Below are 14,303 nucleotides of genomic sequence, written 5' to 3'. Positions count from 1 at the left end.
GACGAAACGCATGAGCAATGGCTCGGGAAACCAGCGACCGCGCGTCAAATCCCCGACGTATCCGTCGGGCGACAAGGTTCGCCGCTTTGCCTGGTTCCCGCGGAAGCTTTCGAACGGCTCATGGGTCTGGCTCAAATTCTACTACGTCCGTTTCCCTTATGTGATCGACCCCGATGCGACGGCCAAGGCACGGCGACGGTTCTTCTGATGGGCTGGTCTTACCTGACAGGTCGACGCCGGCAGCCGATGCCGTCATGGCTTGTTAACGATGCCACGGCATGGCCGTCGCACGTGCGACATGGAATTGTGGGCGACCGACTGCAAGGATCGCTGCTCTCGGATAGATGTCCGTAGCATTGTTGCTGTGAAATTCTTGGGCTATGGTCCAAAGCCAGGATAGATGAGGTAACCGTGAAAAAGACCGTCTTGCTGCTCACTGCATGCCTTGTTGCAGTCTCTGGCCTTCCGTCCTGTGCCCAGAGTGTGCCGGAAGCGGCGTCGTCGCCCCCGGCGCCTCTCGCTGTTGCCGATGATGCATACAGACTGGGAACTGGCGACAAGGTTCGCATCATTGTCTACAATGAGGAGAACCTGTCGGGTGAATTCCTCGTCAGTGATGACGGGTCGCTGTCGCTTCCACTGATCGGCGCCGTGCCGGTCAAGGGGCGGACTCCCGCCGACGTCGCGGTGGATGTGCGCAACCGCTATGCCGATGGCTATCTGCGCGACCCCCGCGTGAGCCTCGACGTGCTGACCTATCGTCCCTTCTTCATCCTGGGCGAAGTGTCAAAGCCGGGCACTTATCCCTATTCGAACAACCTCACCGTCATGGAGGCGGTGGCGACCGCCGAAGGCTACACCTATCGCGCGAACAAGCGCAAGGTGCTCATCAAGCGTGCTGGAGAAACAGAGGAAAGGGTCTATCCCTTGACTCCTGACCTCAAGATCAATCCGGGCGACACGGTGCGTGTTCTCGAGCGGTACTTCTGACAACGGTCGGCTCGACGCATCGTGGCTGGCGCGGGTCGTCACGCTGCGGACCATCAGGAATAGCCGATAACTGCGATCCGCTCTGATCACGCGGCCGGCAAATTGGGGGGTTGGTACTTGGTTTCTCTTCGCTATGTGATCTTGGGGCAAGCACTGGGTGCCGCACTGGCTCCTGTTGCCGCGCACGCCCAGCAAGTGGGTGAGCCGCTCCTCGATTCCACGATCCCGCCAAGCTACGACCGTGGCCGCAACATCAGTGTCATGGAGCGTGAGCGACCTGAGCTAGATCCCCTGGGAATCCATGTAGGCGGCTTCACCGCTCTTCCTTCGGTCCAATTCGGTCTCGGCGAGACCAACAACGCCCTCCTCACGCAGACCGAGCGCAAGGATGATGGCTATGTCACGGTCAGGCCGCGCCTGACGGTCCGCTCGAACTGGTCGGTCCACGAGCTTCGCCTCGATAGCGGAGCCAACCTTATCCGCTATTTCAGCAATAAGGTCCGCAATGAGGATGGCTGGTATCTATCCGGGCAGGGTCGCTACGATGCGACACCCGATTTCAGCGTAACGCTGAGCGGCCGGACCTCGCGCCAGTACGAATCGCGCTTCTCCAGCGTCGCCATTATTGATGCGCGTACCCCTGCGCCGTTTCAGCAGAGCAACGTCAGGCTGTTGGGCAAGTACGAGTTCGCCAAGTCACGGGTAATGGTTGCCGCGAATTATACACGCCTCAATTTCATGAACGTGCGGCTTTTCTCGGGTACACTGATTGACCAGGATTTCCGCGATCGGACCATCACCGAAGGGGTCGTGCACGCCGAGCATGCCTTGACGCCCGATACCAGCCTCTACGCGGAGGCGACTTATTCCAACATCAACTACGCGTCCGACCTCCGGCCTGGCATCCCGAACCGCGATTCCCACGAATGGAAAGCGATGGGCGGCGTATCGTTCGATCTGGCCGCGCCCTTTCGGGGCAGTCTAGCGGTCGGTTACATACACCGGGATTTCACCGAGAACCGCTACCAGAACGTCTGGGGCCTGTCGGTGGCCGGCAAGATCGAATATTTTCCGACGCAGCTGACCACGGTTACCTTGAACCTCAAGCGCGAGATCAGGGATGCCAACATCCTGACCAGCAGCGCCTTCTTAGCCAATGTAGGTTCGCTTCGGCTCGACCATGAGCTGCTGCGCAGCCTGATCCTGAGCGCGGAAGCTGAGTATCAGGTCGACGATTATTTTGCCCTGCCTGGAACTGTAAAGATTTTCCGGTCGCAAGCTGGTGGAAAGTACATGTTGGGCCGTTCAATCGGTCTTACGGCCGATGTGCGATACTCCAAGCGCAGCAGCACGGTGCCGGGCATCAATTCGAACATTTCCGAACGCCGCGCGACGATCGGCATCATATTCCAGCGCTAAGCTTCACGGGGAGCATTCTACAGTGACAACCCTCGCAACAGAGCCAGCAGGCTCTCAGGTACTCCCCCAAGACACCGAAGGTCTTGGCGCTGGCATCAGGGAAATTTGGAACGCCTTCAGGCGGCACTGGCTTGTCCTGGCCGTCATCGTGCTGCTGGTCATGGCGCTGGCGGTCACTGCCACATTCCTGATCCCGCCCAAGTACGACGCGACCTTGCGGTTGCGGGTCGAGCCGTCGCAGAACATGCTCGTGGGGCAGCCCACGACAGGTTCGAACATGCCGGACCAGTCGATCGTGGAGACCGAAGCCAGCATCATGAAATCGCATGAGCTTGCGGCGGATGTCGTACGCAAGCTCGGCCTTGCCAACGACGAGGAGTTCACCAAACACCTCGATCCCATGCCGGCCAATCCAACCAAGGCCCAGATTGACCAGCGCGTCGACGAGGTCGCGGACGAGGTGGCTTCGAACGTCTCGGTTGGTCGAGAGAAGTCAACTTATGTGGTTGATCTCAAATTCCGTTCGAAGGATCCTGTGAAGGCTGCGCGCATCGCCAATGCGCTTGCCGCGTCCTACATCGAACAAAGTGTCAGCCGCCGCACCGGGACTGCAACCCGCCAGTCTGCGATGATCCAGAAGCGTCTCGACGAGCTGGCCGCCGTCGCCCAGCAAGCCGACGAGCGCCTCGCCCAGTACCGTGCGGCCAACGGGATCGCCGACGAAGGCAGCCTTTCGGTAACCCAGCAGCAGATCTCACCGCTTGCCGGTCAGGTCGCGACCGCTGAATCCGAAGCTGCGGCGGCGCGTTCGAAGCTCGCCGTTGCGCAGCAGCAGATTGCGCGCGGCGGTTTGACGGCGGTTTCGGCCGTGCTGGATTCACAAGTCATTTCGAACCTGCGCTCGCAACGCGCAGTCCTGATGACCCAGTATGGCGAGATCAACACCAAGTACGGTCCGCGCCACCCGGAATCGCTCAAGATCAAGGAACAGCTGGCCTCGATCGACCAGCAGATCCACGATGAAGCCAATCGCATCGTCGGCAGCCTGCGCAGCGAAGCTGTCGCCGCATCTGCACGGGCTTCGAGCCTGCGCTCGGATCTCAATGGCTTGCGCGGAACACAGGCGTCCGAAACGCGTGCCTCGGTCGCGGCCCTGAGCTACCAACGCGCTGCCGAGGCGGCCCACCTTGCCTACAACCAGGCAGCTGAGCTGGCGCAACGCACCAACCAGATCGCCGCGGCCCCACTTTCCCAGGCGCAGGTGATCGAGCCTGCAATCCAGCCGATGGATCCGGCGTCGCCCAACAAGCCGCTTCTGCTTCTGGGTGGGTTCATGCTGGCGCTGCTGCTTGGCGCAGGGGCGGTCGGACTTCTCGAAGTCCTGGCTTCCGGCGTACGCACGCGCAAGCAGCTCGAACGGATCGGCCTGCCTCTCCTGGCCTCGATTCCGGTCAGCCGTCGTCCCGGCGCGCGCAAGTCGCCAGCGGATTCGATCGTGGACGCTCCGTTCACGGCCTATGCCGAGGCTTTCCGCTCGATCCGTAACACGCTGACGATCAGTAGCGGCAAGCCCTTCAAGGTCGTTGCGCTGGTTTCTTCGCTTCCTGGCGAAGGCAAGACCACAACGGCCCTGTCACTTGCGCGAATGATGGCCATGTCGGGCGACCGGACGCTGATCATCGATGCGGACTCGCGTCGTGCGGGGCTTCTCAGTCTTTTGCCGACCCAGCCGACCACGGGTCTGGTAGAAGTCCTTGGCGAAGGCGCGGACTGGGCGAGCGCGGTGCAGAAGGACACGGTCGAGAACCTCGACATCCTTCCGGTTTCAAGCTCCGCATTTGTCCAGAGCGACGTGTTCAGCAGAGACCGTCTTGCCGCACTGCTCGACAAGATCCGCGACAGTTACGACCGCATCATCTTTGACACTCCACCGCTCCTTGGCGTGGCCGATGCCCGGGCGATTGCCTCGGTTGCCGATGCAGTGCTCATGGTCGTGCGCTGGGACAAGACCCCGCGCAATGCCGTTCGCAACACGCTCGACATCCTCCTGCAGGATAATGCGCCGATCGTCGGAGGGGTCTTCTCGATGGTAGATCCCAAGTCCGAAGCGGCTGGCGGCGCCTACTATTCGGCCGAGTACTCGGCCTACTACCAGACCGCCTGATCGTTTTTCGGTCGGAATGCCAATGGGGTCGCGAGGCAATCGCGGCCCCTTTTGGTGTTGGCCCAGAGCGGGGCCGCCTGGCGATAGAACTCATGCCATTGGGGCTGCTCAAATCACTATTCTGACAAAACTGGCTGCGGTTTGCGGCAGGATGCCCTCAGGGAGTTCTGACAGGGCGTCAGTCAGATCAAGACAGTCATCGAGGTCCAGTTCATCGCGAAGGCGCAGGCTTTCGCGCATCAAAGACGGGGGAACCCGCAAGGCAACGTGCAGCAAATGCGAGCGACGAAGGTTGGCCACACGCGAAATCACTGCGAATATGTCTGGCCATTTGCTGGAAGAGGCGTCGACTGCAAAAAGCATGGCAGAACCCCAAGGCTGCTAGGAAAGAAACGTGGCGAGTGTATAGCAGAGCTCATTACGTGGCCAATGCCACATTGATGTGTGAAAGGGTTGCTCCCGAGACGAGAAGGTCAACTATCGTTGCCAGTCTGATGCGCTCTTAATCGTTCGGTATAGATAGCCAGATTAGAGGTTAGGCATGATCACAGCATCACCACGCAAACCGATCCGCAAGGCCGTGTTCCCCGTCGCCGGCCTTGGCACCCGCTTCCTCCCCGCCACAAAGGCGATTCCGAAGGAAATGCTCCCCGTCATCGACCGCCCGCTGATCCAGTACGCGGTCGATGAGGCGCGCGAGGCGGGCATTGAACAGCTGATCTTCGTGACCGGCCGCGGCAAGACCGCGATCGTCGAGCATTTCGATACCGCTTTTGAACTCGAAGCGACCATGGGTGGCCGGGGCAAGGACCTGTCGGTGCTCGATCCCACCCGCATCCAGCCGGGCAACCTCGTCACCGTGCGCCAGCAGGTGCCGATGGGCCTGGGCCATGCGGTGTGGTGCGCCCGTGCCGTGGTGGGGGATGAACCCTTCGCCATTTTCCTGCCTGACGAGATGATGGTCGGCAGCCCCGGCTGCATGAAGCAGATGGTCGATGCCTACAACGAAGTGGGCGGCAACCTGATCTCGGTGCTGGAAGTGCCGGAAGAGGAAGTGTCCAGCTATGGCGTGATCGCGCCGGGCGCGAAGGTGTCTGATACGCTCACCGAAGTGACCGGCCTTGTCGAAAAGCCGAAGCGCGAGGATGCGCCATCGAACCTGATCATCTCGGGCCGCTATATCCTGCAGCCTGAAGTGATGCGCACCCTGGAAAACCAGGGGAAGGGCGCCGGCGGAGAAATCCAGCTGACTGACGCAATGGCGCGGATGATCGGGCAACAGCCGTTCCACGCGGTCACCTTTGCCGGCCGCCGCTTCGACTGCGGCAGCAAGACCGGCTTTGTCGAGGCCACGCTGGCGCTGGCGCTTGAGCGGCCCGACATGGCGACGGAAGTGCGCGCCATCATGGAAAAGCTGCTCGCAAAATCCTGAAAGGCCGGTGATATGTCAGTGCTTGCTCGGGGCTCGCACAATATCCCGGGCCTTGGCTTTCGCGCAGACCGCTGACGTCGAAGCCCTTTTGTGCGCCTGGCCCTTGGGCGCAAGCGTGTCTTGTCGCATCTTGCGACTTGCTGCCCGAGGGCAATCATGTCGGCGGGCCCGCCCGATGGATTCAATGCCAGAGATGAATGGCGGGATAGAGATAAGGCACCAGGACAACGACCCCGACGGCAACGGCTTCAAGCGCGACTTGCCAGCTGGTTTCATCCTGCAACGCAGCGCGTGCAAATGACCCATCACGATCGGCAGAATCAAGATCCGCACAAGGCCCTGGCGGGCTCTTGTCGTGTGACTGTAGCAAGACATGGCCCAGCAATATCTGGCGCTGTACGAGGAGCACATCGCCAATTTCCATTGGTCTTCATCCTCTCGCCGCGGGCACTTCGAGCATGGAAGCAGGCTACAAGACTTGTGCTCTGCCGCGGCAACGGGAACCTTTGACCCCGCACGGCCCACACAATCGCGGCTTTCCTCGCTGCATCGGTCGCGAGAACATGATCGAGGGTGCAAGTGGTCATACGCGGGGTCGCCGCGAGGAATCTCCAAAAGTGAAACCGTCATTATTCGTCGAGTGGTCTCAGGCTGGAAACTTGTGTCGAAGGCCGAAAACGCAAAAAGTATTATAATTCAATAACTAGACGTCGAGCTTGGATCGCCAACGACATTGCGAGCAAGCAGGTAGCTATCTTCCAAGTCTTGAAGATGGTCCCCCAAGCTGGCGAGAACGATCTTGCGCCAGTCCAAAATCCGGCTAGTTTCTCTCCAAACCCGCCACATCGAAGCGAGCGCGGTCTTATCGGACGCTTCTTCCGGGAGGAAGCGCACGGGCATCGGGTCTGAATAAATCCCTCTCTTATTCAAAATGGGTTCGATCCAAGTCGGAACGGACCCTCAGCGGCGCATCAAGCCCGCCGCCAGGAGATGGACCATGGCCACAGTCACGATAAACGGCAGCAATGGCTCGAACGGGAGCGGCGGGGCAACCGCCGGCGCATCGGGAGGATCCGGATCTGCCGGCGGCACGGCGTCTGCAGTCACCTCGACGCCGGCCGATGCCAACAATACTGCCAATGCATACGGCGGTGCGGGCGGATCGGGCGGCAGCGGCGCGGGCAACAACAGTGGCGCAGGCGGAAACGGCGGTGTCGGCGCCTCCGGTGGAGGCGCAACAGCGACGGCCAGCACGTCACGGGCGGGTGCAGCTGCTAGCTATGTCACAAGCAATGGTGGGGCAGGCGGCAGCAGTGGTTCGGGCGGGGGCGGTACACCCAACGGGACCGGGAACAACGGCGGAAGCGGCGGTACTGCCTCGGGCACCGCCAATGCCACCAACACGGCGGCGACTTCGGACGCGGTAACCGCGCAGGCATCGACTTCGGGTGGAAATGGCGGCTATGCGGTAGATGCAGGCCATACGGCCGGCAGCGGTGGGGTAGCTAGCGCTGCCAAGGCCAGTGCCGTCACGGCCGGCAATGGCACGGCTCAGGCGAATGTCTATCAATACGGCGGATCGGGTGGCTATGGCTACTCCGGCGCCGCAGGCGGCAATGGGGCGTCGAGCACCATCAACAACTTTGCCAGTGGCAAGACCAGTGGCGGCACACTGAACCTCTACCAGGATGCCCGGGGTGGTAGTGCGGGCGGCAGCAATGGCGGCGCGGTGGGCAGCAGCGGAGCGGCCACGGCGAAACTGACGCTTGACGACACCCTTAGCCCTACCAAGAGTGCCTCGATCAACCTCACCAATTACGCCAGCGGGGGAACTGGCGGAGCGGGTACCGGCACCAACGGCAGTTCCGGCGGGGCGGGCAATTCGGCGGCGACGATCACCGGGTCGGCTGCGGTTGCGATCAACAGTCAGGCGGCGGGCGGAAACGGCGGGAGCACCAGCGGATCCGGACTGACCTCCGGGAATGGCGGGACGGCAAGTTCTTCCGCGACCGCCAACTCATTGACCGCAAGCTCGCAGACGGTGAGTGCGACTGCGACCGCCTATGGTGGGGCCGGGGGTTCGGCGGACGCGAATGGTAGTCTTGCCGGAAATGGCGGCATTGCCAGTGGCGCAACGGCCCGTGCAACAAGCCTTGGCAATGGTACCGTTTATGCCTCGGTCAGCCAGTATGGCGGCGGTGGTGGCACGGGATACAACGGGGCAAAGGGCGGCGCAGGGGCAAGCAGCACGCTTGTTGATGCTGTTTCAGGCTTTACCAAGGGCGGCACACTGCAGCTTTACCAATATGGAATTGGCGGCAGCGGTGGAAGTTCAACTACGATAGCAGGTGTCGGGGGTAACTCGTTATCAAACCTGACGTTTCAGGATGCGGCGAACCCGCAGGCAAGCAACCAGGTCAATGTCCAGGTCATTGCCACTGGAGGAAGCGGCGGGTCGGGAAGCAATGGCGCAGCTGGCGCCGCAGCCGGCAATGCCAGCGCAAATGGCTCTACCAGCGTTGTCCATGGCCTTTCCCAGACCGTCACCGCGAGCGGAGGCACCGGAGGCAACGCCACCGGATCCGGCGCCGCGCATGGCGGAGCCGGTGGCGCTGCAAAAGCGACAAGCAGCGCCTCCAGCAGTGCGAGCGGCGCCGAGGCGGTCACCTCGAGTGCATCAGCCAGCGCTGGCGGCGGGGGGTATGGCGACGGGGTCGGCAAGATTGCTGGCGACGGCGGCGTTGCCAAGGGGTCTACCGCATTTGCCAGTTCGGCAGGCAACGGAGCTGTGCAAGCTACGGTTGTCCAGAGTAGCGGCAGCGGCGGGTACGGATACAACGGCGCGAGCGGAGGAAAGGGAGGCGGAAGCGTCCTCGTCAATGCCGTGTCTGGCTCGTCCAATGCTGGCACGCTTGCACTCACTCAGAATGCAAGTGGTGGCGCCGGCGGCGGCTCGAATGGAGCGTTGACCGGGGCAGGCGGAAACGCGACCTCCAATCTGGCTTTCAACGACACGAGCAGCGCGACCAAGAGCAAAGCACTCAATGTCAGTACGAGCGCAACGGGCGGAAATGGCGGCACGGCGACCAACGGCGGCAACGGCGGTTCAGGCGGAGCCAGCGCCACGACGGATGTCATCACAGGAGCCCGTGGCGTCTCGGTATCGGCTTCTTCGTCGGGGGGGGCCGGTGGGGCAGTAAACGGCTCGGGCCTAGGACTGGGCGGTGTCGGCGGAAAGGCTGTGTCCAAGGCAACTGCCAATTCGACAACCCTGGGCAATGACAGCGTCTCCGCCACCGCCTACGCTTATGGCGGCAGCGGCGGAAGTGCCGACGGTCTGGGCAAAGTTGGAGGCAAGGCCGCTGTCGCAGTACGTTCCGCAGCCACAGCGACGAGCGCAGGCAATGGAACAGCAACCGCAAGCTTGTCGCAGTATGGTGGCAATGGCGGTAGTGGCAGCAACGGCGCCGCGGCTGCCAATGGGGGCGCGAGTACGTCGGACAGTGCCGTTTCAGGCTCCACCAATGCCGGCACGCTGGTCCTTAACCAGTTTGCGCAGGGTGGCACGGGCGGGAGCAGTTCCGGCGGCGTTGCCGGATCCGGCGGTAAGGGTACATCGATCCTAGTGTTCGACGATACTTTGAACGCCAAAAAGAGCAATAACGTGCAAGTGTCGGTAACCGGGAACGGCGGCACAGGCGGTTCGGGCACCAATGGCGTTTCAGGCAAGACTGGCGGAGGCGGCCTGTCAAACGCTACAGTTACGGTTACCCATGCGCTCAGCGTGACCGCGAGCGCGACAGGGGCAGCGGGCGGCTCGACATCCCAAGGCGGATCCGGCACCGGCGGCACCGGGGGCACGGCGACGGCGAGCGCGACAGCGGTTTCGACGACAGCGTCGAGCGAAAGCGTGACCGCATCCGCGAATGCCTATGGCGGGGCCGGCGGCTATGCCGACGGGGTCGGCAAGTCTGGGGGCAAGGGCGGTATCGCAAGCCTTGCCAGCGCGAGCGCCACGACTGCCGGCAATGGTGCGGCTTCGGCGAGCGTCACGCAGAACGGTGGCGGTGGAGGAACTGGCTACAATGGCGCGAAAGGCGGTAACGGGGCATCAAGCATGCTCGCTAATGCTGTTTCGGGCTCGACCAACAATGGATCGCTGTCGCTGGCGCAGACCGCCAATGGGGGCAGTGGCGGTGGAACGAGCAGCGGAACGGCCGCTGCCACCCCCGGGACTGGCGGGGTTGCTGCCTCGTCGCTGGTCTTCGACGACACCCTCAATGCGCAGAAATCGAACAGTCTTTCAGTCTCCGTTTCCGCGAACGGCGGAACGGGTGGAGGTGCGAGCAATGGCGCAAACGGGCGTGCAGGCGGGAGCGCGACCAGCAGCAATGTCGTGACCGGCGCCAAGACCGTCACAGCCTATGCCAGTGCCAGTGGCGGAAACGGCGGCGCTGTTTCGGGAACGGGGGGTGGAATTGCCGGCGCCGGGGGAACGGCAACGGCTTCGGTCAGCGCTACCAGCAAAACCTTGTCCAGCCAGTCGATTTCGGCAACCGCGAGCGCCAGCGGCGGCAACGGCGGAAGCGCCGATGGTGTCGGCAAGAGTGCTGGCAAGGGCGCGAGCGAAACCGGCACCAGTGCATCCGCGTCCAGTTCCGGCAACGGAACGGTTTATGCCACGGCCAATCAGTATGGCGGCAGCGGTGGCTCGGGCAGCAATGGCGCCCACGGGGGGGCGGGTGGTGCGAGCACCCTGGCTAATGCAGTTACGGGATCGACCAATGGTGGTTCGATAAACCTGGCGCAGGCTGCGCAGGGCGGTGCGGGCGGCACTTCGAGCGGAGGCACGAGCGGGGTGGCAGGTGCTGCCAGTTCGACCCTTGTCTTCAAGGACACCCTGAACTCCACCAAGAGTGCCACTGTCGCAGCGACCGTCTCTGCCACCGGCGGCAATGGCGGGGGCAATACCGCCGGCGGCAACGCGACCTCTGGAGGTTCGGCTGTGGCTTCGTCGTCGGTCACGGGAACGCAGGCGGTAAGCCAAACTGTTTCGGCGAACGGCGGGGCCGGGGGCAACGTAGGCGGAAGCGGCTCAGGCGCGGGGGGCAACGGTGGAACTGCCAGCGTCACGGGGGCGGTGATCTCGACAACGCTGGGCGGACAATCGGCCAGCAACACTTTGTCTGCTGCGGCTGGCAGCGGCGGATATGCCGATGGCAACGGCAAGACTGCCGGCAGCGGCGGGCTCGCCAGTGGATCAAGCGGTTCGGTATCAAGCAATGGCAATGGCTCGGCCTCGGTCAATCTCACCCAGGCCGGCGGCAATGGCGGCACCGGCTACAATGGCGCCAATGCGGGCAATGGCGCTGCAAGCTCACTAACCGATGCGGTCTCGGGATCGACCAAGGCCGGATCCCTGTCTCTCTATCAGACTTCCAGGGCTGGGAGTGGTGGATCCATCAGCAACGGAACGGCTGCCTCGCTTGCAGGCAAGGCCGGTGCAGCCAGTTCGTCGCTCGCATTCAATGACAACCTGAACACGAACAAGTCGGCAAGCATCCTCGCACAGTCGAGCGCCGCGGGTGGCGCAGGCGGCAGTGCCAATGGCGGAGCGAATGGCAAGACTGGAGGAGCCGCCGATTCTGACATTACCGTTACAGGGACCAAGGCCCTGGCAGTCTACAGCTATGCCGCTGGCGGCGCGGGTGGCGGCGTCGATGGCGCTGGTACCGGCAAGGGTGGGGCAGGTGGTGCAGCGAGTGCCCAGGCTGTGAGCACGAGCACGACAGGGTCCAGCCAGTCGGTCAGCGTCCTGGCGCAATCGACCGGCGGCAATGGAGGCAACGCCAACGGCGCCGGCAAGGTTGCAGGAAACGGCGGGTCGGCCCAAGCCACCACTTCGCAGGCAAGCTCGGAGGGCAATGGCAGTGTCTCGGTCGTTGCCAACCAGTACAGCGGTAGCGGTGGCAATGGTTTCAACGGCGGCTCGGCAGGTTCGGGCGCGGCTTCAAGCCTGGTAGATGCCGTAAGCGGTGCAACCAATTCGGGTGCGCTGAGCCTTTCCCAGACTGCCTATGGCGGCAACGGCGGCAGTGCCAGCACGGGCAAGGGTGGAATTGGTGGCGACGCCACCTCGACGCTCGTTTTCGATGACAGGGCCTCTCCTCATGCCAGCGCCAGCATCAGTACCGCCGTCTATGCGCAAGGGGGATCGGGGGGCGCGGCCTCGAACGGAGCGGGCGGCCGAGGGGGCTCTGCCAATGCCGCCGACACAGTGACAGGCACAGGATCGGTGAGCATCAGCGCGACGGCATATGGCGGCAGCGCCGGCAGCGGATCGACCGGCGCCGGTGGCGGCTCGACTGGTACTGCCAGCGCGACGGGCATTGCCGCAACCTCGTCTACTGCCTCGGCAGCTGGCCATGGCGGCACTGGTACCGGATCCAGCATTGGGACGGCAAGCGCCAGCGCGACCGGCAAGTCGGGCAGCGCATCTGCAAATGCCGACGCGCACCTGCTCGCAGGCTCGCTGGTTCGCGATGTTTCCGCAGCGGCCTCGGCATCGCTCTATGGCGGCGGCAATACGCTCAGCACGGTGACTGCTGTCGCCAAGACCAGCATCGGCGTTGCGACAAGTGCCATGGATACTGCCTCGCAATCGGTCTCGCATATTGCAGGCAATCCCACTGCGGCCAATGTTTCCGCAATCCTCGATGCCAACGCGAGCATCAAGACAGCGTTCGCGACGGCATCGCCAAGCTATTTCGCGATTGGCGAGTTGGGCGCGCGACATTCTGCGTTGGCAAGCGGCACCGAGACGACGACGCAGAGTTTCAATCTGGTGGTCGATCTCAACCAGCTCGCGGCCAAGGAACACCTGCTGATCGGCTTCTACGGCGGTCAATCGTTCGGCTCCGGCGTTACGGGCGTAACGTTGACGATCAGTGCGAACGGCACGACGCTGGTGAACCAGAACTTCGCCTCGGCTACGGCCGCAGTGTCCTACTTCACGAACAATGCGGTCGATCTGGGTTCGCTGACGGCACCGCTGTTTGCGGCCAACACACTCAATCTCACGGCCAGCATGACCGTCACAACCACGTCGAGTGGATCGGGCTTCTATGGAAACTTCCTGATCGGAGATCCGCCAGCTTCGTCGCCCGATGCAGGAGGGGCCGACCACAGCAATGCCTTTCATTTCCCCGCAGCGCCGAGCGACCATGGTGAACTCCACTTGTCGGGGCCATCCGCTGATCACGAAGCGGCGCATCTGGCTGATGTCGGGGATGTTTCAGCGCACGCTCTCGAAGTGTCCCCCAGCTCGCCAGAATCCTACGTTCCGGCGCATTGGAATGACCACCCGCTGTTCCTGTAGACACTGAAGGGGTTCAGCTCTCGCGGGTCGGCCATCACTGAGGACGGTTCGGCCCGAACATGCCAGGGCCGGGCTTGCTATGCCAGGTTGCGCTTCCGTCGACACGCCTTGTTGCGCAGCGCCGGTGTGACGGGTGCTCGCGGCCGGGAACCGCCATTCCTATGGCCAGGGCACGGGCTTTGCCGAGCAAGGCCACCGTCATAAGCGGCACGGTCGACCTTAGGATCGCCGCGCCACGATCGCCCTGCTCTTTGTTGACGCGACGGCGGTGTCCGAGGCGCACCAGGTGCAGCCGGATGGGTCAAGCGATGGCGATGGCTGGGCCGGTTCTTTCGGGTATGACGGCCCTGACCCAGGATCAGGTCTCAGCAGAGCGCTTCAGGGCATCGATCCACGCACGCGACACGCTGTTCACGGTATCGCGCAGATGACACACTGCGGTGCGGATAGCCTGCAGATCATCAAGGCTGATCACGAAGCTCGCAGAGTATCGCGCTTCGACATAGGCACGCTTGACGAGTTCGAACCGTCGCCGGTCGAGCTTGGTCGCTCGCGGCCAGCAGTCGATCAGCGCCGGTTCCTTGTCCTCGGCCAGCGAGCGCAGGAACTTCAGGTTATGGGAACGCGGTACGTACTGGCTGCGCACCAAAAGAAAGCAGATGTAGGCCCTTTCTGCGGCCTGATGGAGCGTGAAGGCCGCATCGTTGTGGTGTCCCTTTCCAAGGTAGAAGCAGGCACCTTCAAGGGCTGAGTTAACTTTGTCGGCCCAATCGGTCCAATACGCCGTTGCCATTTCGTGTAGCGCGACGATTACGGTGTCCGGTCGGCGTCAATTTTGATGGCCGATAGGTGGCCGCGCCGGTTGGTGAATTCTGGCTACCATTTGCTGTTGCGAGGAGCAACCGTCGAGCGACAATTAC

9 protein-coding genes are annotated in these 14,303 nt (G+C 62.7%); 6 read left to right on the top strand and 3 right to left on the bottom strand.

The window, feature by feature from the left end; genetic code table 11:
* Positions 1–10: 10 nt before the first annotated feature.
* The 4 genes from POM99_RS17350 to POM99_RS17335 all read left to right on the top strand — a co-directional run bounded on the left by POM99_RS17350 (position 11) and on the right by POM99_RS17335 (position 4,573).
* Entirely contained in the window at positions 11–208 is a 198-nt protein-coding gene (locus POM99_RS17350) for a hypothetical protein (protein ID WP_277279748.1), read from the top strand.
* Positions 209–411: 203 nt separating this feature from the next.
* The gene (locus tag POM99_RS17345) at positions 412–990 is read left to right on the top strand and encodes a polysaccharide biosynthesis/export family protein (protein WP_277279747.1); all 579 of its coding nucleotides are present in this window, start codon (positions 412–414) and stop codon (positions 988–990) included.
* 117 nt (positions 991–1,107) lie between these two features.
* The gene (locus POM99_RS17340; RefSeq protein ID WP_277279746.1) at positions 1,108–2,409 is read left to right on the top strand and encodes an outer membrane beta-barrel protein; all 1,302 of its coding nucleotides are present in this window, start codon (positions 1,108–1,110) and stop codon (positions 2,407–2,409) included.
* Positions 2,315–4,573, top strand: a complete 2,259-nt coding sequence (locus tag POM99_RS17335) for a GumC family protein (RefSeq protein ID WP_277279745.1) — start codon at positions 2,315–2,317, stop codon at positions 4,571–4,573. The genes POM99_RS17340 and POM99_RS17335 overlap by 95 nt, the downstream gene beginning before the upstream one ends.
* A gap of 108 nt (positions 4,574–4,681) precedes the next feature.
* Here POM99_RS17335 and POM99_RS17330 read toward each other — a convergent pair whose 3' ends face one another.
* On the bottom strand, positions 4,682–4,936 hold the full coding sequence (locus tag POM99_RS17330; protein WP_277279744.1) for a hypothetical protein: 255 nt from the start codon (positions 4,934–4,936) through the stop codon (positions 4,682–4,684).
* Positions 4,937–5,114: 178 nt separating this feature from the next.
* Here POM99_RS17330 and galU point away from each other — a divergent pair, with 178 nt between their 5' ends.
* Positions 5,115–6,005, top strand: a complete 891-nt coding sequence (gene galU, locus POM99_RS17325) for a UTP--glucose-1-phosphate uridylyltransferase GalU (RefSeq protein WP_277279743.1) — start codon at positions 5,115–5,117, stop codon at positions 6,003–6,005.
* A 181-nt stretch (positions 6,006–6,186) separates the two neighbouring features.
* On the opposite strand, the gene POM99_RS17320 is transcribed toward galU, so the two are convergent.
* Positions 6,187–6,429 (bottom strand): hypothetical protein, encoded by a 243-nt coding sequence (locus POM99_RS17320; protein WP_277279742.1) that lies wholly within the window; start codon positions 6,427–6,429, stop codon positions 6,187–6,189.
* Between the two features lie 573 nt (positions 6,430–7,002).
* Here POM99_RS17320 and POM99_RS17315 point away from each other — a divergent pair.
* The gene (locus tag POM99_RS17315) at positions 7,003–13,383 is read left to right on the top strand and encodes a beta strand repeat-containing protein (RefSeq protein ID WP_277279741.1); all 6,381 of its coding nucleotides are present in this window, start codon (positions 7,003–7,005) and stop codon (positions 13,381–13,383) included.
* Between the two features lie 358 nt (positions 13,384–13,741).
* Here POM99_RS17315 and POM99_RS17310 read toward each other — a convergent pair whose 3' ends face one another.
* The gene (locus POM99_RS17310; RefSeq protein ID WP_277279740.1) at positions 13,742–14,176 is read right to left on the bottom strand and encodes a HEPN domain-containing protein; all 435 of its coding nucleotides are present in this window, start codon (positions 14,174–14,176) and stop codon (positions 13,742–13,744) included.
* Positions 14,177–14,303 lie beyond the last annotated feature (127 nt).

It is taken from the genome of Novosphingobium cyanobacteriorum (assembly GCF_029436685.1).
GTDB lineage: Bacteria > Pseudomonadota > Alphaproteobacteria > Sphingomonadales > Sphingomonadaceae > Novosphingobium > Novosphingobium cyanobacteriorum.
This window is presented reverse-complemented; position numbering and strand designations above follow the sequence as displayed.